Annotated in this window: 20 protein-coding genes; 17 read left to right on the top strand and 3 right to left on the bottom strand. The window is 39.7% G+C overall.

Going from position 1 to position 22,162, the window contains the following annotated elements; translation table 11 throughout:
• Positions 1–4 precede the first annotated feature (4 nt).
• From NMS_RS10590 to NMS_RS10560, 7 genes are all read left to right on the top strand, one after another.
• Positions 5–400 (top strand): response regulator, encoded by a 396-nt coding sequence (locus tag NMS_RS10590; protein WP_041496691.1) that lies wholly within the window; start codon positions 5–7, stop codon positions 398–400.
• 301 nt (positions 401–701) lie between these two features.
• A complete protein-coding gene (locus tag NMS_RS13755; protein ID WP_231862385.1) occupies positions 702–1,061 on the top strand; it encodes an SDR family NAD(P)-dependent oxidoreductase in 360 nt (119 codons plus the stop codon).
• A 243-nt stretch (positions 1,062–1,304) separates the two neighbouring features.
• Positions 1,305–2,195 (top strand): DUF808 domain-containing protein, encoded by an 891-nt coding sequence (locus NMS_RS10580; RefSeq protein WP_041496690.1) that lies wholly within the window; start codon positions 1,305–1,307, stop codon positions 2,193–2,195.
• A 91-nt stretch (positions 2,196–2,286) separates the two neighbouring features.
• Positions 2,287–2,970: an SDR family NAD(P)-dependent oxidoreductase gene (locus NMS_RS10575; protein ID WP_041496689.1), complete on the top strand. Its 684-nt coding sequence runs from the start codon at positions 2,287–2,289 to the stop codon at positions 2,968–2,970.
• A gap of 221 nt (positions 2,971–3,191) precedes the next feature.
• Positions 3,192–5,036 (top strand): PLP-dependent aminotransferase family protein, encoded by a 1,845-nt coding sequence (locus tag NMS_RS10570; RefSeq protein WP_041496688.1) that lies wholly within the window; start codon positions 3,192–3,194, stop codon positions 5,034–5,036.
• A gap of 133 nt (positions 5,037–5,169) precedes the next feature.
• Complete coding sequence (locus NMS_RS10565; protein ID WP_041496687.1) at positions 5,170–5,886, top strand: hypothetical protein; 717 nt, start codon at positions 5,170–5,172, stop codon at positions 5,884–5,886.
• 27 nt (positions 5,887–5,913) lie between these two features.
• The gene (locus NMS_RS10560; protein ID WP_041496686.1) at positions 5,914–6,582 is read left to right on the top strand and encodes a CPBP family intramembrane glutamic endopeptidase; all 669 of its coding nucleotides are present in this window, start codon (positions 5,914–5,916) and stop codon (positions 6,580–6,582) included.
• A gap of 280 nt (positions 6,583–6,862) precedes the next feature.
• Here the strand turns inward: NMS_RS10560 and katG are convergent, their stop codons facing one another.
• A complete protein-coding gene (gene katG, locus NMS_RS10555) occupies positions 6,863–9,124 on the bottom strand; it encodes a catalase/peroxidase HPI (protein ID WP_041496685.1) in 2,262 nt (753 codons plus the stop codon).
• A gap of 199 nt (positions 9,125–9,323) precedes the next feature.
• On the opposite strand from katG, the gene NMS_RS10550 reads away from it, so the two are divergent.
• The 10 genes from NMS_RS10550 (at position 9,324) to NMS_RS10505 (ending at position 20,164) form a co-directional block, all read left to right on the top strand.
• Complete coding sequence (locus tag NMS_RS10550; RefSeq protein ID WP_041496684.1) at positions 9,324–9,794, top strand: nuclear transport factor 2 family protein; 471 nt, start codon at positions 9,324–9,326, stop codon at positions 9,792–9,794.
• Positions 9,795–9,928: 134 nt separating this feature from the next.
• Entirely contained in the window at positions 9,929–12,130 is a 2,202-nt protein-coding gene (locus NMS_RS10545; protein WP_041496682.1) for a RelA/SpoT family protein, read from the top strand.
• A 3-nt stretch (positions 12,131–12,133) separates the two neighbouring features.
• A complete protein-coding gene (locus NMS_RS10540) occupies positions 12,134–12,601 on the top strand; it encodes a Fur family transcriptional regulator (protein WP_041496680.1) in 468 nt (155 codons plus the stop codon).
• On the top strand, positions 12,601–13,872 hold the full coding sequence (locus NMS_RS10535; protein WP_041496679.1) for an adenylosuccinate synthase: 1,272 nt from the start codon (positions 12,601–12,603) through the stop codon (positions 13,870–13,872). Before NMS_RS10540 ends, NMS_RS10535 begins: the two co-directional genes overlap by 1 nt.
• A gap of 61 nt (positions 13,873–13,933) precedes the next feature.
• Positions 13,934–14,893, top strand: coding sequence for a DUF368 domain-containing protein (locus NMS_RS10530; protein WP_041496677.1), 960 nt, complete (start codon positions 13,934–13,936; stop codon positions 14,891–14,893).
• Positions 14,893–15,912: a DUF368 domain-containing protein gene (locus NMS_RS10525; protein WP_041496675.1), complete on the top strand. Its 1,020-nt coding sequence runs from the start codon at positions 14,893–14,895 to the stop codon at positions 15,910–15,912. The genes NMS_RS10530 and NMS_RS10525 overlap by 1 nt, the downstream gene beginning before the upstream one ends.
• Positions 15,887–16,681, top strand: a complete 795-nt coding sequence (locus tag NMS_RS10520) for a shikimate dehydrogenase family protein (protein ID WP_041496674.1) — start codon at positions 15,887–15,889, stop codon at positions 16,679–16,681. Before NMS_RS10525 ends, NMS_RS10520 begins: the two co-directional genes overlap by 26 nt.
• A 64-nt stretch (positions 16,682–16,745) precedes the next feature.
• On the top strand, positions 16,746–18,875 hold the full coding sequence (locus NMS_RS10515; RefSeq protein ID WP_084217699.1) for a DUF349 domain-containing protein: 2,130 nt from the start codon (positions 16,746–16,748) through the stop codon (positions 18,873–18,875).
• A gap of 70 nt (positions 18,876–18,945) precedes the next feature.
• Entirely contained in the window at positions 18,946–19,602 is a 657-nt protein-coding gene (locus tag NMS_RS10510; protein ID WP_041496673.1) for a hypothetical protein, read from the top strand.
• A gap of 52 nt (positions 19,603–19,654) precedes the next feature.
• Positions 19,655–20,164: a CIA30 family protein gene (locus NMS_RS10505; protein WP_041496671.1), complete on the top strand. Its 510-nt coding sequence runs from the start codon at positions 19,655–19,657 to the stop codon at positions 20,162–20,164.
• On the opposite strand, the gene NMS_RS10500 is transcribed toward NMS_RS10505, so the two are convergent.
• On the bottom strand, positions 20,161–21,018 hold the full coding sequence (locus NMS_RS10500) for a BadF/BadG/BcrA/BcrD ATPase family protein (protein ID WP_041496670.1): 858 nt from the start codon (positions 21,016–21,018) through the stop codon (positions 20,161–20,163). The two genes, NMS_RS10505 and NMS_RS10500, sit on opposite strands and share 4 nt — an antisense overlap.
• A gap of 69 nt (positions 21,019–21,087) precedes the next feature.
• The gene (gene gap, locus NMS_RS10495; protein ID WP_041496668.1) at positions 21,088–22,092 is read right to left on the bottom strand and encodes a type I glyceraldehyde-3-phosphate dehydrogenase; all 1,005 of its coding nucleotides are present in this window, start codon (positions 22,090–22,092) and stop codon (positions 21,088–21,090) included.
• Positions 22,093–22,162: the final 70 nt, after the last annotated feature.

The following is a 22,162-nucleotide window of genomic DNA, read 5'->3' as shown; positions in this document are numbered from 1 at the left end:
CCCAATGAAAAGAAAAATTGTATTAGTTGATGATGATGCTATTTATCGTTTGATCGCGGCCCGTCTATTAGGACTCGTAGACACTACCCTACAAATTGATCAATTCGAAAATGGTCAATTAGCTTTAGATTACCTTCAAAAAGAAATGAATGTCAACGGGACCTACACAATTCTTTTAGATATCAATATGCCTGTATTAGATGGTTGGGGATTTCTAGATAAGGTTGAGAAAAAAAAGGTCAATGAGTTTCCTAATCTTCATATCTACATTGTTTCATCTTCTACTGATAAAAGCGATCTATCTAAAGCAGGTCAATATAAATCTGTAAAAGGCTTTTTCCATAAACCTCTAAGTATGGAAAATATCAAAGCGATAGTTAGCGAGCGGTACTTAACTTGATGTTCTGACTGGTTCATTGTTGTTAACGGTAATCCGCAGCCATGCCTGTCACTATTGATTTTACCATTTATCCTTCCTAATTGGAGAAGTGTCCATAATAATTTGAACTTGTACATTAGTAAATTATTGATAGTAAACCTATTAAGTAATAATAGTTTAGCTTTTTATAATTTAAGGTTTAGCCAACTGTGGTAGATACACGTCAACATAGAGGTACCTTTTTCTAAACTATCACAACACATGAAAACTATTTTAATTACAGGCGCAGGATCTGGACTGGGGAAAGGATCTGCCATAGGACTTGCAAAAAAAGGACATCACAATATCGGTGCTGTTCATACCATCAAAACATGCGCTCGAAGTAATTGCTCAATGTTTAAGGGATGAATTAAAGCCCTTAGGAATTACAGTCGCAACAATCAACCCAGGACCATTTGATACTGGATTCAATGATAGAATGTATGACACTTACAAACAATGGTTTAACGATGATCATCATTTTACAGATGTTAAGCATGTTGAAAAAGCGGCGCAACAGATGGCCGATAACCAATTTGACCCACAGGGCATGATCGATAAAATGGTGGAAATTATACCGATGGATAAGCACGACTTTAGAACAGTACATCCAGCTGATTTACCAGAGAAATGTCAAGAGTAACAGATCAGACAATATGAGTTAACGACTGATGTTATTGACAAGGCGAAGAGATAATTATTTCTTTATCGGTGTAATCAAAATCACTTGAGGGAACTACTTTGATGAGTATTAATCCTTCTATAGTAGCATAGAAGATTTTCGAAATTCCAATCCCATCAATAAATCTCAAAATAGTAGGTTACTTTATGGCTATTCACACAATACTTCCACCTGCTTTGTACCTTTACACAAATTTTAAATTACATGGCCTCAGGATTTTTTGCTTTACTAGATGATATAGGTGTTCTTATGGACGATGTGGCTGCGATGAGCAAAGTAGCGACAAAAAAGACAGCTGGAATTCTAGGCGATGATCTTGCCGTAAATGCAGAAAAAGCCTCAGGTTTTGTTTCCTCAAGAGAAATCCCTGTATTGTGGGCGATTACCAAAGGCTCTTTCATAAACAAACTAATTATACTACCGGTAGCGTTTTTGCTCAGTGCATTTTTGCCTTGGGCAATCACTATAATCCTTCTACTAGGTGGAATTTATCTCGCCTTTGAAGGTGCTGAAAAAATCTATGAATGGATTTTCCCGCATGCTGCTTCTGAAACGGACATACCGCCTTTGGAAATGACTGAAGAGGAAATTGTCGCCCATGAAAAAGAAAAAATCAGAGCAGCAATTGTAACAGACTTTATTCTGTCTGTAGAGATCGTGATTATCGCCCTTAGTTCAGTGGTTGAAGAGCCTATTTTGAATCAGGTTTTAGTAGTTTCTGTGGTGGCCATCATCGCTACCATTGGCGTTTATGGTATCGTTGCCGCCATTGTTAGGATGGATGATTTAGGTTTCAAGATGATCAAATCTAGTAATGAGAAAAAGGGATTTAAGCATTCCGTTGGAGCTTTTCTAGTAGCTGCATTACCTAAGATTGTAAAGAGTTTATCAGTCATCGGGACGATTGCGCTCATATTAGTAGCTGGTGGCATTTTCTTGCATAACGTCCATTTTATAGAAGAGCTATTGCACTCGCTACCCACCATTTTGTCAGAGGTGATCACGGGTATTGTGGTAGGTATATTGGCTTTAGGAGGTTTTAAATTGTTTAAGTTTTTATTCTTCGGTAAGAAAAAAGACGACAGTACTCTATAATTCATGCTTCCGCTTCATTGCTATAAAGGTGGAGCAATAGCAAGTTCGCTTTCGCGAAAGCGAACACATCACAAACATTAAAAGAATTCACATGATTGATGTACAAGGTAAAAATGCATTTATAACTGGTTCCAGTCGTGGCGTGGGACAACAAATAGCGCTAGGCCTCGCTCAAAAAGGCTGCAACATTATCCTTCACGGTAGAACTGAAGAAAGCACGAGCCAAACGCTGGATCTCTTAAAATCGTATCCTGTGAAAACCTATAGTGTTTATGGAAATCTGAGCAATGATGACCAGATCAGTAAATTGATCCAGCAAGTAAAGGCTTTGCAGATTTCTATTGACATTCTATACAACAATGCTGGAATCATGCGCCCGTATCGCGAGGATATTTGGAGCCATTCTACTACAGACTGGATGGAGACGTACCAGGTTAATGTAGTGGCGATGTACAAATTGTGTAGTGCCTTCATGCCAGCGATGATTGAAAATGATTTTGGTCGGGTGGTCAATGTGACCTCGAGAATTATGGATCAACCACAATTAGCTCCATATGGTGCTTCTAAGTGGGCTGTGGATAAGCTGAGCATGGACCTTGCCATTGCCGTTCAAGATACTAATGTACGTATCAATTATCTGGATCCTACCTGGCTCAAAACAGATCTAGGTGGAGAACATGCAGACAACCCTGTAGAGGCAGTTTTACCAGGTGCCTTAACTCCTGCTCTAGTGGAGAATGATGGTCCTAATGGGGAATTCTTCTGTGCTATTTAGAAAGTTATAAAATATTGATTCAATTTTTACAAAGACCCAGTTGGTTCTTTTAAATCTTGTACTCAGGCACAGTCATAAACTTAAGCAAAGACCTTATCAAATGCAGTTAAGGACATATGTGGTTTGTACCTTTGACTTTCAAAATTAGTAGGTAATCTAGAAATTAAAACCAGGTAAAGTTTTAGCCTCCTACTTGAAAGCAAACGAATTATAGCTGCAGAATGAAAGACAATAAAGTATTAAATTATATAAAAGAAGTTTTAGAAAATAGGCCAACAGATTGGTTAGGATTGACAACGCATCGCTTAGATATTTATGAGGAGCAATTTGCTAAGGTTCAATTCTTAGAAAAGTTTGAGGAATTGTATCAGGCAAGTAATTCAGATACATCTGTTCTCCTTGAGTTGCCCACGGCTTATGACTACATCCGGTTAGGACATCCGCTCTCTTGCATCTTGGAATGGGGAATTGCCAAAATTCATCATTTAGATTCAGAAAATGTGATTAGTTTTTCCTCTCAGTCCATTCCGCTTTTGTCTATTTTGAGAACCAACCTTCTACAGAACAAAACAACTCAAGTTTTCTATACTGGCGAGCTCCCAAAACATTTTGATACTCCTTTAATTAAGGAAGTTTACGGTTATACTTTTGAGCTGAAACAAATAAGCTCCATGAGTGAGGTAGCGGTATTTGATGGTAGCACTGTACTTATCTCTAGCGATGCCTCTATAGGCACAATGTCGATAGCTGATTCGATTGATTTTCACATTCAGCTGCATGGAGACTTAGGAAGTGTATTGACAGTCAATGGAAAAGCTAACAATAAATACATATCTGATATCCAGCATGTGCGTCGCAGGGAAACCATTGCAATGACTCCAGCAAATTCTTTGACAGCTTTACATTCATTTGTCAATCAATCTGAAATTGAAAGAATTGAAACTAATCTGGAAGCCGATAAGGCGAGTGTTTTAAGCTCTATTAAAAAAGTCACTGGTACTGATTTAACTCCTCATGTAGGATCCAGTGGATTATCCATACAATATGCCATCATGATGGGTTTGATTCATGATGCCATTGAAAATCATAAAGGCAAAGCCATCAAGTTTATCGTCCCACCTAATTGTTATGGAGGTACAAATGATCAAGCAAGACGGGTTGCCGCTACCCTTGACACTGTAGAAGTGGTTGATTTACCGGTAGATGGCGATAACGATATGGTAAGAAGCATCGATCGCGTGTTAGAAGAAATTGCCGCACAAGATGCTGTTCCTTATATCATTGCAGAAATCCCGACCAATCCTCGAGTGGAAGTGCCAGTTTTGGAAGCTTTAAAAAGTACGCTTTCGCGAAAGCGAACTACGCCTAGCGGCACTCCTGCTATAGACCCAGTTTTTATATTAGATCAAACATTTTGTCCTAATTACCAGTTTTTAGGAGAAGGAGAAATTCTATCAACTGTGAGAACGATCTCCTATGCCAGTGGCTCAAAATTTCCTAGCGGCGGTAAGTGTACTGCAGGATATGTGGTTGGAAACAACAAAACGACAGGTTTAATGGAGAAAATAGGCCTTCATCTAGAACTTTGTGACAATGAGGCAACTAGCTTTCAATTTGAAATATTAGCACAGCAATTGCCCTCCATGAACCAAAGGATAGCTGATGCTTATGAGAATACGAGAGAATTCGTAAACTTTATTAAAAAATCATTGCCAGAGGCTAAAATGAACTTTGTAAGTGAAGAGCTTGCTGCCCAAGGCTTCACCCCTTCTGTCTTTTCACTAGACCTTCCCACAAAAGGTACGACCGATGAAGAACGAGAATCTTACAAACGAAAGCTGAATTTGAAACTCATCAACATGATGATTTCTGAAATTCCAACGGAGAGTAAATTTTGTGTGAGCTATGGCCAATTAAAAGGCTGCTACTGGACCATTCCTGCAACAAGCACCCAGGGAACAACTAAGGAAGGTGATAAAGATTACATTGTAAGGGCGTCCTTATCTCCAGATTTAAATCTGGAAAAACATAAGGAGGTTTTTGCAGATTTTGTGGGCACGCTCTAGTTTGTATTTCTGCTACCTATGATTTCTTTATTCACAGATAAATTTAGTTTTAAAGAGCTACTTGTAACAATATAAGTGTCGATAACGTCCTATGGATAATCTAATTCCGTAAGGAGTTTTTAAAAAGTCGATCGTGGGACGTTTATCTAAGTTTGAAAACCATTACCTCAGCATCAAGCAGAATAGATGGTATTGGCTCTTTTCCCTTTTCTGTAGGTTTAGTCTGGCGTACGCATTTATAGTAGCAGGTCTTGTAAAAATATTTGGTGAGCGATTTGCTAGTGGTTTATCTGCTTTGCATCCTATGGGAGCCTATCTCGAGGCATTGCATCACACTGGATATTATTATACGTTTCTAGGTGTAGCACAAGTTCTCGCTGCACTATTACTTTTGATTCCTAGAACCGTTGCATTGGGTGCTGTTTTGTACCTACCTATCATTGTAAATATTTGCATCCTTTCCATTGCTGTTAGATTTGAAGGTTCTTTAGTTACCTCTCCATTGATGGTGTTTGCAAATCTGTTCTTGATCGTATGGAATTACGACCGATTGAAATATTTGTTACCTCTCAAAAACATCCAGCCGACTGCTTTTTTCCAAAAGCCAAAGAAGTACAATAATAAATTCCCATTTGCTTTCTTCGCAGGAGTGGTGGCTGTTATGGTATTGACTGTTGTAATATCAGAGTTCGGCTTTGATGTAATGCCTAGGAACTCTGTAGGCGATTGTCAACAACAATTTGAAGGAACAGAGAATGAAGTCGCTGGATTTGAGTTCTGTGAATGCATACATTCTGAAGGGGAGTCTCTAGAAAATTGCCTGAAAGCCTATGAAGTCAAGGCTATTTGATGCTAGCAGCAAATAAAACTATTGCAAATGGGAGTTAAAGTAAAACGAGCTGGTCTTAAAGAAAGTGTCATCATCTTGTTGATCGTTGCAACAGCTTTGATCTTACCGCACTCTGGTCTAGTGCCCTTCCCCTTTTTCTATGGCCTACCCATTCTATTATTGATAGGGCTCTATTTGAGGTATGAAGGAGAAAACTTTGCCTACGTAGGTCTAACCTTAAAGGGATTGAGCCTCAAACCATTGTTGATTGGTACCATTGCGGCGATTATACTTTTTTGTTTTCTTCAATATATTTTCTTTCCGCTCTTGGAGAGCTTTATTGTTTTTGAAGATGTGGAAGTGCCCTTGTATGATCAAATAAGAGGAAACCTAGGATACTACCTTTTCATTTTATTGATGGGTTGGATCATCGGTGGATTGTATGAAGAAATTGTATTTCATGGTTTCATCTTTACCCATATTGAAAAGCTGTTTCCTAACCAAATTGCGGCTCCTGCAAGTTTTGTGATTACTGGACTACTTTTTGGGTTGTATCATGTTCAACTGGGTTGGGCCGGTGCTATCAACGCTTGCCTAGCAGGAATGGCCTATCACGGTTTGATCTTGTATTTTAAAAGGAATCTATGGTACGGTATTTTCTTTCATGCCGTTTTTGATACCATCGCTATTACGATGCTCTATTTAGAATATTTTTAATATTCGTTATGGGATTGACACTATACATTGCTCAATTATAAATGACTAGATTAGCCTAACTTTAAAATAATGTTATCATGGCTAAAAGTAAAGACGCAAAGAAAAATATGAAAAAAGAACCGGCTAAGACGGTGAAAGAAAAGAAAGCTGAAAAGAAGGCTAAAAAGTCTAATCAAAGTAGATAGGCCTATTTCTATAGGGATAGATTATAAAAAATCAATGTAGTTCAAAAAAAAACGGCTCCGAATAGGAGCCGTTTAAAATTTAAAGCGAACTGATTTTATTTCAAATCAAATCGATCTAGGTTCATCACTTTAGTCCAGGCTGCAGCAAAGTCTTTTACAAACTTCTCTTGTGCATCTTCACAAGCATAGACTTCAGCAATTGCTCGTAATTCTGTATTGGATCCGAAAATCAAGTCTGCCCTCGTTCCTCTCCATTTGCTTTCTCCTGTTTTACGATCGCTTCCTTCAAACAACATTTCTGAAGATGACATGGCTTTCCAGGTGGTTCCTAAATCAGTCACGTTTACAAAAAAGTCATTGGAAAGTGTTCCAGGTTTATCAGTAAACACACCGTCCTTAGAACCATCATAATTGGTATCTAAAACACGCATACCAGCTACCAGCACACTCATTTCTGGAATGGACAAGGTCATTAAATTGGCACGATCGATCAATAATTCTTCTGCGGTCGCTTTTTGTCCTTTTTTGACATAGTTTCTAAACCCGTCTGCTTTAGGCTCTAGATATCCGAATGAATCTATATCTGTTTGCTCTACAGTTGCATCTACTCTACCAGCATCAAAACCAACTTTAACTGAATGCCCTGCATCTTTGGCTGCTTTTTCTACAGCAGCAGTTCCTCCTAATACAATCAAATCTGCCATTGACACGTGTTTACCACCTGATCGAGTATCATTAAAATCGTTTTGGATCTTCTTTAAAGCGTTCAAGACTTTCGTTAACTGCTCCGGATTGTTCACTTCCCAGCGGTTTTGCGGTGCTAAACGTATGCGTGCTCCATTTGCTCCACCACGATTATCAGAACCTCTAAATGTAGAAGCAGATGCCCATGCAACAGAAACTAATTCAGACACTGTCAACCCAGTTTCAAGTATCACTTCCTTTAAATGTGCAATATCTGATGCATCGATGATAGGAGTCTTTACTTCTGGTAAAGGGTCTTGCCATAACAAATCTTCCGCAGGCACATCTGTTCCTAGGTAGCGAGACTTAGGTCCCATGTCCCTATGGGTTAATTTGTACCACGCTTTCGCGAAAGCGTCTTCGAAATCTTCTGGATTTTCTAAAAAGTGCTTGGAGATCTTTAAATATTCTGGATCTTTCTTAAGCGCCATATCTGCCGTGGACATCATCAAATCCTGAGTTGCCGAGGCATCTCCAGCACGAGGTGCTTTCATAGCCTTGGATTCAGCTGTTGGTTTCCACTGGTGCGCTCCCGCAGGACTTTTAGTTAATTCCCATTCATAACCTAACAATACTTTAAAATAATCATGATCCCATTGGGTAGGGTTTGGTGTCCATGCTCCTTCCAGTCCGCTGGTGATTGCGTCATCTAGCACACCACTTTTATAGGAGTTTTTCCAGCCTGTACTCATTTCTTCCATGGCAGCTCCTGCTGGTTCGCTTCCTACATACTTTTCAGGATCTGCGGCACCATGAGCTTTTCCAAAGGTGTGACCACCCGCAGTAAGAGCTACAGTTTCTTTATCGTCCATTGCCATACGGCCAAAAGTCTGTCTTATATCATGTGCAGAACCTAGTGGGTCTGGATTACCGTTAGGACCTTCAGGATTAACATAGATCAATCCCATGTGAGTTGCTCCTAGCGGGCTTTCTAGATCTCCTGTCGCATAACGAGCCTCATTACCCATCCATTCTGTTTCTGATCCCCAGTAAATATCTTGTTCTGGTTCCCACACGTCTTCTCTACCGCCTGCAAAACCAAAAGTTTTAAAACCCATAGATTCTAAGGCCATGTTTCCTGTTAGAATCATCAAATCTGCCCAAGAGATTTTACGACCGTATTTTTTCTTGATAGGCCACAACAACAGTCGCGCCTTGTCAAGATTCCCGTTATCTGGCCAGCTATTTAGTGGAGCAAATCGTTGCGTACCAGATCCTGCACCACCGCGTCCATCGCCTATACGGTAGGTTCCTGCACTGTGCCAGGCCATTCTAATAAATAATCCACCGTAATGTCCATAATCTGCCGGCCACCAGTCTTGAGAGTCAGTCATTAAGGATTTCAAATCAGCCTTTAAAGCTTCTAAATCCAGACTTTTAAATTCTTCTGCATAGTTAAAATCAGCTCCCATAGGATCTGATTTTGTAGCATGTTGTCTTAGTATATTTAGGTTTAAGGAATTAGGCCACCAGTCTTTATTAGTCGTTCCTTTTCCTGCGGTACTCGTTGGTACACCACCCATGAATGGACATTTAGCAACAGCGCTAGGGTCGTTAATTTCCCAAACATTTGAATTTGCCGCGCCTTTATCGTGTCCTGATTTAGTATCCATAAGAAATGATTTTAGTAAGTTATTTATCAAATATATCCGAATTCTACAGCTATACCAGACAAACATTAGAGAATTATCAAAGATTGCTATAAGAGAAATTTATACCGATAAATAAAGCAACAGTTTAAACTAATTGTAATGACTAAAAGCAAATGAAAACCCTTGGGTTAATTTTCTTATATTCACTTCAAATCTTCTCATGGAAACGCGGCAGCTGCTTAATAAATTCTACGACTCCTTCGCTCACGGCGATGCGCATGGCATGATAGAATGTTATGCTCCGCAAATAGTTTTTGAAGACCCAGTCTTTGGGCAACTGCATGGAAAGCGAGCGGAATGCATGTGGCAAATGCTACTAGAAAACAAAAAACGTAAACCTCAAATATCCTATAGAGTTCTCATTTATGGGGCGGATACTGCACAAGTAGCCTGGACGGCAACTTATTTTTATGGAAAAAGCGATCGCAAGGTCGTCAATCAGGTCCTCGCTAGTTTTGACTTCAAGGATGGACTTATAGTGCATCATCGGGATAATTTCAACCTTTGGAATTGGTCTCGACAGGCACTTGGAATCAGCGGTTTTTTGATAGGATGGACAAATATTATGGAACGTAAAATCCAGAATAAAACGAGAGCCCTTCTTGACACTTATATAGAAAACAGTCTTTAAATCCCAATTGGGTTACCTGCTATTTCACACCTTATGATTTTTGATTTTTTCGCTTTCGCGAAAGCGAAAAAACCACACACATATGGCTCCTTTCTATATTGATTAATCGTACAAACTAATGTATTTTTACTGTTATGACAGAAGTTGCGGTTAAAGAAGAAAACAAACGTATTGCCAAGGAATACAAGGAATTGCTGAAGATCAGCTATCAAGCCTTGTCCCGCGATGACAAGAAATTGATACGCCAGGCTTTTGATCTAGCCGTTGAGGCTCATGCTCCGCAGCGCCGCAAGTCTGGAGAAGCCTACATCTTTCACCCCATTGCTGTTGCAAAAATTGTTGCAAAGCAAATAGGTCTAGACGCTACAGCGATTGCAGCTGCATTGCTTCACGACGTGGTTGAGGATACCAAATACACGCTGGCTGATATTGAAAAACTTTTCAATCCTACGGTTGCATTGATCGTGGATGGATTGACTAAGATCATGCACCTCAAAAATGATGCGGACATCTCTTCTCAAGCAGAGAATTTCCGGAAGATGCTATTGACCCTCAATGATGACGTGCGAGTAATCATTATCAAGATTGCTGATCGTTTGCATAATATGCAAACAATGGACAGTATGCCACCTAGCAAGCAGGTGAAAATCGCTAGTGAAACCCTATACATCTACGCTCCTATTGCGCACCGTTTAGGATTGTACAACATCAAGACAGAATTAGAAGATCTAGGGTTAAAATACACGGAGCCTGATGTGTTTGACGATATCCAAAAGTCCATAAAAGAAAGTAAGGAACAACAAGACGATTACATCAAACAATTCAGCGGGATTATTGATGACAGCCTGAATAAGGAAGGTTTAGAATACCGCATTCAAGGAAGACCTAAATCGGTTTTCTCCATACGCCGTAAGATGTTAAAGCAAAATGTAAGCTTTGACGAGGTCTATGATAAATTTGCGGTACGCATTATATTTCGCAGTGACAGGGCAAATGAGAAGTTTCTCGCTTGGAAAATCTACAGTGTAGTTACCGACCATTTTAGACCAAATCCAGTACGCCTGCGCGATTGGATCAGCTCCCCTAAGTCCACCGGTTATGAAGCCCTGCACATTACAGTGATGGGACCAGATGGACGCTGGGTAGAGGTGCAAATACGCAGTGAGCGCATGCATGAAATAGCTGAAAAAGGCTATGCAGCGCATTACAAATACAAGCAAGGCAGTGAAGAAGACGGCCTAGATGAATGGCTTAATCGATTGCAAGAAGCCCTAGAAAATCCAGAGGCCAGTGCTATAGATTTTGTTGAGCAGTTCAAGCTGAACTTATACAGCAAAGAAATTTTTGTGTTTACGCCTAAAGGTGAACTAAAGTCCCTGCCTAAAGGTGCTACGCCACTCGATTTTGCATTTGCCATACATACGGAAGTAGGTTTACATACCCGTGGTGCCAGAGTGAATGGTAAATTAGTTCCCTTATCTCACACACTTAATAGCGGTGATCAGGTTGATATAATTACTAGTGAAAATCAAAAGCCGACCAAAAATTGGCTGGATTATGCTACCACAGCTAGAGCCAGGTCAAAAATTAAAAGTGCTCTTAAGGACGATCAAAAAGAAGTTGCTGATGAAGGTAAAGTTATTCTTGCCAGAAAGTTAAGATCTCAAAAGATCAAACTGGATGAAAATACCGTCAATGAAATGGTGACGTATTTTAAAATGAAGACCAGTCAGGACCTGTTCTACCGCGTGGGAATAGGCAGTATCGATAACAAAATGATCAAGGAGTATGCAAGCAGTCGCAGCAACGCCTTATACAACTTCTTTAAAAGCAAGATGCGCAAGGCTCCGGAGAATACCGAGTTGCATAAAGAAGAGGTCACACAAAAATATGATGAGCTGGTTTTTGGTAAAGAGCAAGCACAGTTAGATTATACCTTATCACAATGTTGTAATCCTATACCAGGAGATTCGGTTTTTGGGTTTACGACCGTGAGTGAAGGAATAAAAGTGCACAAAAACAATTGCCCAAACGCCATCAGTTTACAAAGTAAATATGCGTACCGAATCATTTCAGCAAAATGGATTGATTCCTCCCAGAAAGAACATCGTGGAGATATCACACTTACCGGTATTGACCGGATGGGACTGGTTCAAGAAATCACCCAGTTGATCTCCCAAAATATGCACGTGAACATTAGAAACATTAGTTTTTCAAGTGATGACGGCGTGTTTATAGGTAATATTACAGTCGTTGTACCTAACATAACTATGTTGACAAAGTTGATGCAAAATCTTAATAAGATTAACGGCATCGACAAAGTCACTAGATCTTAAATCATGAGTGAAATTATCAACAATTTAGAAAGAGAGCAGGAAATCGTACGTGGTGTATTCACCCAATTTTTAAGCGATAAGAAGCATCGTAAAACTCCAGAGCGTTATGCTATTTTAGACGAGATTTATGCTAGTGAAGAGCATTTTGACGTCGAGTCTTTGTACGTAAAAATGAAGGAGCAGAATTACAGGGTAAGTCGCGCTACTCTTTATAATACGATCGAAATATTACTGGATTGCGGGCTGGTGCGCAGGCATCAATTTGGACAAAATCAATCGCATTATGAAAAGTCCTATTTTGACCGTCAGCACGACCATTTGATTATTCAAGATACTAATGAAGTAATCGAGTTTTGTGACCCTAGAATTGAGTCAATAAAAAAGACTATTGAGGAGGTCTTTGATGTCAAGATAACCAACCATTCTTTATATTTTTACGGCGTCAAAAACACAACCGAAAACAACACATAATGGCAGTAGATTTATTGCTCGGTCTTCAATGGGGCGACGAGGGAAAAGGTAAGATCGTAGACGTACTTACTTCAAAATACGATATCATAGCAAGATTTCAAGGAGGACCTAACGCAGGGCACACTCTAGAATTTGATGGTATCAAACATGTATTACACACCATTCCTAGCGGGATCTTCCACAAGGAAGCGATCAACATCGTGGGAAATGGAGTCGTAATCGACCCAGTGATTTTCAAGAAAGAATTGGATAATTTAAAGCAATTCGATCTAGACATTAAAAAGGTATTATTGCTTTCGCGAAAGGCGCACTTGATCCTACCTACGCACCGTTTGCTAGATGCGGCAAGTGAGGCATCAAAAGGGAAAGCAAAAATTGGAAGTACGCTGAAGGGTATCGGACCTACTTACATGGACAAGACTGGCCGAAACGGCATACGTTTAGGAGATCTGGAATTGCCTACATGGAAAGAAAAATACCGCAATCTGGCTGACAAGCATGAGGCGATGATCGGTTTCCACAATGTGGATATTGAATACAACCTTGAGGAACTAGAAAAAGAATTTTTCGCAGCAGTGAAAGCGTTGAAAGAATTGACCTTTATCGATTCTGAAGAATATCTACAGCAAGCACAACGAGATGGAAAAACCATCCTGGCTGAAGGTGCACAAGGATCCTTACTAGATATAGATTTTGGAACCTATCCATTTGTAACCTCTTCTAACACTACAGCAGCTGGAGCTTGTACAGGACTGGGAGTAGCACCTACACAAATAGGTGAAGTTTATGGAATCTTCAAAGCATACACAACTCGTGTGGGTAGCGGACCATTCCCAACGGAATTAGACGATGAGTATGGCGAGATTATGGCACGGGTTGGAAACGAATTTGGTGCTACTACTGGTAGAGCGAGACGTTGTGGATGGTTAGATCTTGTGGCCTTGAGATATGCTTGTGAAATCAATGGTGTGACTCAACTAATGATGATGAAAGGTGATGTCATGAGTGGGTTTGACAAAATCCAAGTCGCTACTGCTTACAAGTACCGTGGTAAAGAGATCAAACACCTGCCTTATAATATCGAGCCAGAAAACGTAGAACCAGTCTATACAGAAATGCCAGGCTGGAAAGAGGATTTGACTAAGCTAAGAGACGAGAAAGAGTTCCCAAAGGAACTAACTGACTACATCCATTTCTTAGAAAAAGAATTGAACATTCCTATTAAAATAGTTAGTGTAGGTCCAGATCGTAAGCAAACTATTCATAGGTAAAAATAAAAGTTATAGAGCTGTATTACAACAGTTTACCACTTCATATTTGAAGTTTCAATTTATGTCATTTAAAACAAAAGGAGCTGTAGTTCTTAAAGGAATGATGATGGGCGCGGCAGATGTTGTTCCTGGAGTATCTGGTGGTACTATTGCTTTTATTACTGGAATCTATGAAGAGTTGATCAAAACCATTGACAACTTAGATTTTAGTATGGTGACAGATTTTAACCGAATAGGTTGGAAAGCTACTGTTGTCAAATATAACTTGGGCTTTTTGTTTTCCTTGTTGTTAGGTATTGCCATCAGCGTATTGAGTCTGGCAAAGTTAATTACGTATCTCCTAGAGCATTTCCCTGTTCTAGTGTGGTCCTTTTTCTTTGGATTAGTACTCGCGAGTGTTTGGTACATCGGCAAACAGATTACGCAGTGGAATTTATTAGCTGTCGTGGCAATTATAGTAGGTTCCTTAGTTTCCTACTTTATAACTATTGCAGAACCATTAGGAGCACCAGGCAGCTGGTGGTATCTGATTTTCTCGGGTTTCATTGCCATTATCGCCATGATTTTACCTGGAATATCAGGAGCTTTTTTATTATTGCTATTAGGCAGCTACACCACCGTACTAAGTTCTATTACAGGATTAGTAGAAGGAGTGATTAAAGGAAATTGGACGGAAGCATTGCGTAGCCTAGGTAATCTTGCCTTAGTAGGTGTAGGTGCGATCCTAGGACTTAAGTTGTTTTCAAGAGCATTAACATGGTTATTTGAACACAAAAAAAATCTAACTCTAGCACTGCTTACTGGTTTCATGATAGGATCATTAAACAAATTGTGGCCCTGGAAAAAGGTCTTGAGTACCAGAACAAATAGTGAAGGTCTGGAAGTTCCTTTTCTTGAGCAGAGTATTTTGCCCTCGCAGTATGATGGCGATCCCCAATTGCTTTGGGTAATAGCTTTAATAGTTATAGGCTTTTTACTTATTCTTATCTTAGAACGTTTTGCTATAAAAAAACCTGAATAGTGCGTCAACCTACCCGCAGTCTTAGCGATAAGTTTTTCCTGGTTCTTAAAGGTATGGCTATGGGTACGGCTAATAAAGTTCCTGGGATCAGCGGTGGTGTTGTAGCTTACGTGGCTGGATTCTATGAAGAATTTATATACAGCTTTCAAAAACTGAATCTCAAAGCACTGAAACTGCTCGCAGCAGGACGCTTCCGCAGTTTTGGGTATTATATTAATGGTCGGTTTTTAGGTCTATTGTTGTTGGGTGAGCTTATCAGTTATTTCACAGTTAGTTTAGGTTTTGATGTTCTCATTTCATACTATCCTATTTTAGTTTGGGCGGCCTTTTTTGGTATGATTCTAGGGTCTATTTACTACCTGTCCCGCAACTATGATAACTGGAGCCGGCTAAATATAGGCTTGTTATGTCTGGGAGCGGCTATAGGCATAGGCACTTCCCTACTCGATCCTGCTCAAGACAACACAAATTTATTTTTTGTGTTTTTTTGTGGTATGGTGAGCGTTACTGGGATGACCTTGCCAGGATTGAGCGGTAGTTATATTTTGATTTTGCTAGGAAATTACGTGCTCTTACTGGTCGATAGTATCAATACCTTCTTGAAGACAGTAATTCTATCGCTTCAAGGGGATTTTACCTGGTGGAACGACCCACTTCATATGGATTTATTAGTGATACTGGTAGTTTTTGTTTTTGGCTCACTAGCGGGCTTGATCAGCTTATCGCATTTATTAGGTTGGACACTTAAACATTATCGAGACGAGACGAATGCTACCATCATCGGTTTCATAACCGGTTCTTTAGGGGTAGTGTGGCCTTGGAAAGAAGAAACCTATAAATTAAATAATCTTGGCGACCTTGCCTTTGATGTAACGGGCAACCGCATTGTTGAAAACTATGAACGTTACTGGCCATCCATGGCAGATCCACAAACCTGGATCGCCATCGTGATGATAGGAATTGGCTTTGGAATCGTGTATTTATTAGACCATTATGGAAACCAAAAAGATCCCGTCTAGCATTTTTGGATTGATCGGTGCGCGACTGGATTACAGTTTTTCCCGTGCCTATTTTTCACAAAAGTTCGAAGAGTTGAAACTCAAGGATCATGAGTACCGCAATTTTGAATTGGGCAGTGAGGAAGATCTAGTTCGCTTTCGCGAAAGCGTACTTTACAACCCATCTCAACGCACCACGCTAGGAAAATCAGAAATATTGAGAGGTCTTAATGTGACAATTCCCTATAAGGAAAGCATGTTGAAAGTGGTAGATCGTGTGAGTGAAGAGGCTGAAATCATAGGCGCGATAAATACAGTGGTCATTGAGGATAACATCTGGACGGGTCACAATACCGATGCCTACGGTTTTGCTAAGAGCCTGGAGCCCTTTTTACCTATTGACGGCAATGCTCTTATTTTAGGAACTGGAGGTGCTTCTAAAGCAGTTGCCTATACGCTAGAATCCTTACAAATCCCCTTTCTCAAAGTAAGTCGATCGCCAGGTGATGACGAACATACCATCGATTACAAAGTGCTGAATAAGGATGTACTTTCTCAAGTAAAATTGATCATCAACACCACACCTTTAGGCACCCATCCAGATATTCATCAATGTCCATTAATCCCTTATGAACATCTAGGAAAACAGCACATTCTTTACGACCTGGTCTACAATCCTAGCCAGACACTTTTCATGAAAAAAGGATTGCAACAAGGTGCTAAGGCAGTGAATGGATATCAAATGCTTGTGCATCAAGCAGAGCGAGCTTGGGAACTTTGGAATAGGTAATTCTCTACAAGATTGTGATAGCGGGAGATTCTATTTATCTTGCCGTCTTAATTAAACCCATATCATGGACACGAAAGATAACCTGCCTAAAGATGCAGACGGACAGCTAAACAAGGATCAAAAAGATCACTTGCAAGAAGATACCCTTGAAAATGCAATGGTAGACGAATCCCAAAAATCAAAGCCGGAAGAGCATATTGAGGTAGAGAAAGAATCACCTGAAACAGCTAAAAAGACAGGAGTAAAAACTACAACCAAGCAAGATGATCAAGACTCCACTCATGAGGATGCTATCGTTGAAGAAAAGGACAAAGTAGAAAGTACGGAAGACCCTATCGTTGATGTGGATGAAGATGAGGATGATGAAGAATCAGATCAGGAATTTGATGCCACTGCCAGTGATCCAGAACCAAAGGATTACAGTGAGATGAGTATAGTGGCGTTGACAGATGAGTTGCGTCACTTGATGCAAGAATTCCCTATCAACAAAATTAAATCACAAGCAGGTGATATTGAAAAAGCTTTTGAAACGGTCGATAAAGAAACTCAACTGGAGCAACAAGAAGCTTTTAGAAAAGCCCAATTAGAACTGGCAGAAGAAGAACGTTCTGCTGATTTTGAATATAAGAATACAGAAAGTAAAGCATTCAGAGAGCTACACGCACTCTACCGCAAACAACGCGGAGAATTCCAGCGTCAGGTGCGCAAAGAGAAAGAACAGAACCTTGAAAAGCGACGAGCCATCATTGAAGGGATCAAAAACCTGATTACTGAAGAAGAAAATATAGGATCTACTTTTAAGAAGTTCAATCAACTTCAAGACGACTGGAAAAACACGGGAAGCATACCACACGATGCCTACAATATCATATGGGAAGATTACCGCTTGCACGTGCAGAACTTCTACGACTATATTTCCTTGAGTAAGGAGTTGCGAGACAAAGATTTTGAACGCAACCTAGAATTCCGTAGAAAGATTATTGCTAGAGCGGTGGAGTTAGGTGACGAGCCTAATGTTCATAATGCGTTGCGGGAGCTTCAAGAGTTGCACCGCATGTGGAAAGAAGATACTGGCCCAGTAGAGAAGGAATTGAGAGATCCTATCTGGGAAGAGTTTAAAGCAGCGTCAGATGTGATTCATGAGCGTCGCCAGGCGTATTATGAGGAGCGTGATAAAATGGCAGGTAAACACCAGACTATTAAAGAAAACATCATTCAAGAAGTGCGTAATATTATAGACAGTAAACCTAGCAGCCACCGCGACTGGCAGGAACGTCTTAAGGAAATAAATGCGTTAAGAGAACTCTTTACACAAACCGGCCCAGCACCAAAAGCAGTAAATAACGAACTCTGGAGCCAATACCGCAGCGTTACAAGAGACTTCAATAAAGCAAAGAATGAGTTTTATAAAGGCTTGAAAAATGAACAGCAGGAAAATCTAGCTAAGAAGTTAGAGTTAGTAAAAATTGCTGAAGAGCATTCTGAAGCTGGGAATTTCAAAGAATCTCTAGACACCATGAAGCGCATTCAAGCCGATTGGAAGAAAATAGGTCATGTACCTCGCAAAGACAGTGATAAGATTTGGAAACGCTTCCAAAAAGCGTGTAACGCCTTTTTTGATCAGCAAAACGCTCAGAAAAAAGCTGAAAGCAAAGAAGAGCTAGCCAATTTTGTTTTGAAGGTAGAAGTTTATGACAAGTTGAAAGAACTGGTTCCTCAAGATGATAAGGAGACCATAATGAAGGAGGTTGAGTCAATTATGGAAGAATGGAACGCTCTAGGTCGTATCCCTTATTCCAAAAGACACTTACAGGAGAAGTTTGAAAAGCTTGTCAAATCTAAATTGACAGCAGCTGGAATGAGCGCTGTAGATGCGGAAATGTTGAAATACAACAACAAATTAGAAAGCCTTAAGGAAGGTGATGATCGCGATTTCAAGAATGAACGGTTTTATTTGCGCAAGCGCAGAGATGAAATACAAGATGAAACCCGACAATTAGAAAACAATCTTCAGTTTATCAACGCAAAAGATGACAAAAACCCTTTTTTAGTGCAGCAACGTAAAAATATTGCGAATTTGAAAAAGGAATTGGACGTGATTAAAGAGAAACAGAAGCAATTGAATATTCTTCAACGTCAATTAGTTAAAGAAGAAGAGGCTACGGAAGAGGAAAATTCTGGAGAAGAATCTTAGACAGTCTAAACTTTATTAAAAAGAGCGCTACCTTCCTAGCGCTCTTTTTTAGTTAAAAACGTTTTTTACTATGTGGAATTATTTGGAACGATTGTTTGGGAAGTCCTCTAGATATTATGAAAGTCTGATGCGCTCGAGAGATGCAGGGGCTGCAATCACAGCAAATCAATTGATGACTGCTACCTCGCTGTTACAACCTCTACTGCTACCGGCATATGAGTTTGAGATGGGCAAAGCTTCTAACTTAGAATTGCCTCCTCCAAAAAATAGTAAAAATCAAGCGGTTCCCTATTATGGAACTATAACACATCCGACTTATGAGTTGCATTTATTTTTAAATAAGGACAAAATGTTTCAAGATCCTTCTAACGTGCAATTGATACTCACAGAAAAACTAGATGCTGCATCAGAACTTGTAAAAATAAAATCACTCCCCATTTGGGAAGAAGTCATACATCACGATGCTACCATACACCATCAGATCGTAGATACATCACCTAAAAACCCATGGAGCCTTTACCGTGCTGCTAAAGAAGAACTCATAGGAAGCACTAAAAAGAATCAGGTCGCCGGCTACCCTCAATGGTTGGTCAACGATATAGATTTCAGGAAAATTGCTTCCCAAGAATTTCTTTTTCAAATGGAGTTGACTGATAGCGAGCAGGTCATCTATTTATTCACAAACTCGACTAGGGCAGCGACAGATTTCTACGTTCAAAAGTTGTAATTTAAACTTTTCCTTTGGTACCTTTCGTATCAAATAACCCTTCCATCTTAGTATGCATATTGTCAAACCAAAAGAAATTTACTTTGGTGAGTCTGTTAAAAGTCTTTCTTGGATCCCTTTTACTGATCAAGTAGTAGGTGGCAATTCAAGTGCTGAAGTTGTTCAGCATGAAGATTTTATTGAATTTAAAGGTCGTGTACGCAAGGATCTAAAAACAGGATGGGCAGGGTTGCGATCTAAGAAACAAGCTCAAGATTTAAGTGATTATAAGTTTATAGAACTTAAAATCATGACGGATGGTTTTCCTTATCAATTTCAATTGGAACATGATCTAGCCTGGCAACGCGACAAGCTTAGCCTGACCATAGATATTGTGGCTAATCAATGGAAGATCATGCACTTAGAGATGGCAGACTTTAAGATATTTAATACCCCAAATGGCATCATCGAGCGGAAACCTAAATTGGAATTATTATCCTGTATTTATAGATTCAACATTCTAGCCTCAAGAGAGGTAACCAAAGAATTTAATTTTAAAATAGAATATTTAAAATTTCATTAAGCCTTCAGCTTGTTCTTGTGGTACTCCACCAATCCTTCAATAGGTCTTCTTACAATATTTCCTACTTCGTAATCATACTCAATAGCTACCTGCTTTATGCGGTGCTCTGCAAAATGAGCGATGCTACCTACAAAGTGTACCTGGTGGGACTTGATCTCTTCTCTAAATTGAAGGATCATATTTCTAGAGAATTTTCTCAATCCTCGTCTTAATAGTTTCTTGATATAATTTTCTTCTAAATGTTGGAAGATGAATTCCGCATGACTGGCGAGGTAAGCGTTTGGATTAGGTTGCTTATATAAATTGAACTTGATAAAATCATCATTCATATCGTAGGAATTCGCAAACTCTTCCATTAAAGGCTCTGGCATGTTTTTAAAATAATAATCACGTATCAATTGCTTCCCATACCAGTTTCCACTGGCCTCATCCATTAAAGTATAACCTAAGGATTTAACACGTTGGTGAATTTCCTCCCCATCAGAATAGCAACAATTGGAACCCGTTCCTAAAATACAGACCACACCTGGCTCATCTCCTACTGCGGCATACACTGCGGCAGCGGTGTCTTCTTTAACCACCACATCAGCATTTGAGAAATAGGTTTGAAGAATCACTTCTAGCGCTAGTCTGGGCTTCTCTGTTCCACAACCAGCACCATAAAAATGAATGGTTTTAATTTCATTCTTATGCTTCACCAATTCCTCCGATTCAAAAATTCTAGATTGTAGGTCGTCGCTAGAAAGTATTGCCGGATTTAAGCCGCGTGTTCTAGATTTGAAAAGCTGTTCTCCTTGATCATTTAGCGCAATCCAATCGCATTTCGTAGAGCCACCGTCAGTAATTACTATCATGGTAGGAATTTTGAAGTTAATAAATAAAAAAGCTGCTGGAAATCCAGCAGCTTTTTTGTAGGTAGGAAATTATAGAGAATTAATTTTCTCAGCTAGGTCAACTAACTTGTTGGAATACCCAAATTCATTATCATACCAGCTTACCAACTTGTAGAAAGATGGATTCAATTCAATTGCAGCTTCAGCATCATAAATACTGGTGCGTGGATCGCTTACAAAGTCCTGAGATACTACAGGCTCATCCGTGTAACCTACCACACCTTTCATAGAACCTTCTGATGCTTTCTTAAATGCAGCGTGAATTTCTTCTAGGCTTGTTTCTTTACTCAACTTTACCGTCAAGTCCACTACGGAAACGTCTACCGTTGGTACACGGAACGCCATTCCTGTGAGTTTTCCTTTCAACGCTGGAATTACCTTAGTCACAGCTACTGCTGCCCCTGTAGAAGCAGGGATAATATTTACCATAGAGCTACGTCCAGATCTAAAGTCCTTTTTACTAGGTCCATCAACCGTTGTTTGAGTTGCTGTAGTAGCGTGAATTGTAGTCATCAACGCTTCTTCAATCCCAAAGGTGTCATTCAATATTTTGGCCATAGGAGCCAGACAGTTGGTGGTACAAGATGCATTAGATACAATCTTGTGGTCTGCTGTGAGTTCATTATCATTCACACCCATTACAAACATAGGCGCCGTTTTAGAAGGTGCAGAAATCACTACTTTCTTAGCTCCCGCGTCGATATGCGCTTGTGCATTGTCTAAATCTGTAAAAATTCCTGTACAATCTGCTACTACATCTACTCCTGCTTCATCCCACTTCAAGTTTTTTGGATCGCGCTCTGCGGTTACTCTTACATGCACTCCATCAACAATCAAGTTCCCGTCTTTAATTTCAATCGTCCCGCCGTAACGACCGTGAACGGAATCGTACTTGAGTAAATACGCCAATTGCTCTATATCTACTAAGTCGTTGATCGCAACTACTTCTACATTATCACGTTCCAAAGTCGCTCTAAAAACAATACGACCTATGCGTCCAAATCCGTTAATTCCTAATTTCAATTTCTTACTCATGATGTTTTTTTTAACTATTAATGGCTGTTTTCCAACAGTCGATTTTTTTAATGTACTTATAAGAGACTAT

Origin of the sequence: Nonlabens marinus S1-08 (genome assembly GCF_000831385.1) — a bacterium.
In the GTDB taxonomy this organism is placed as follows: Bacteria; Bacteroidota; Bacteroidia; order Flavobacteriales; family Flavobacteriaceae; genus Nonlabens; species Nonlabens marinus.
The sequence above is the reverse complement of the archived record's forward strand: the minus strand, read 5'-3'. Positions and strand labels throughout refer to the sequence as shown.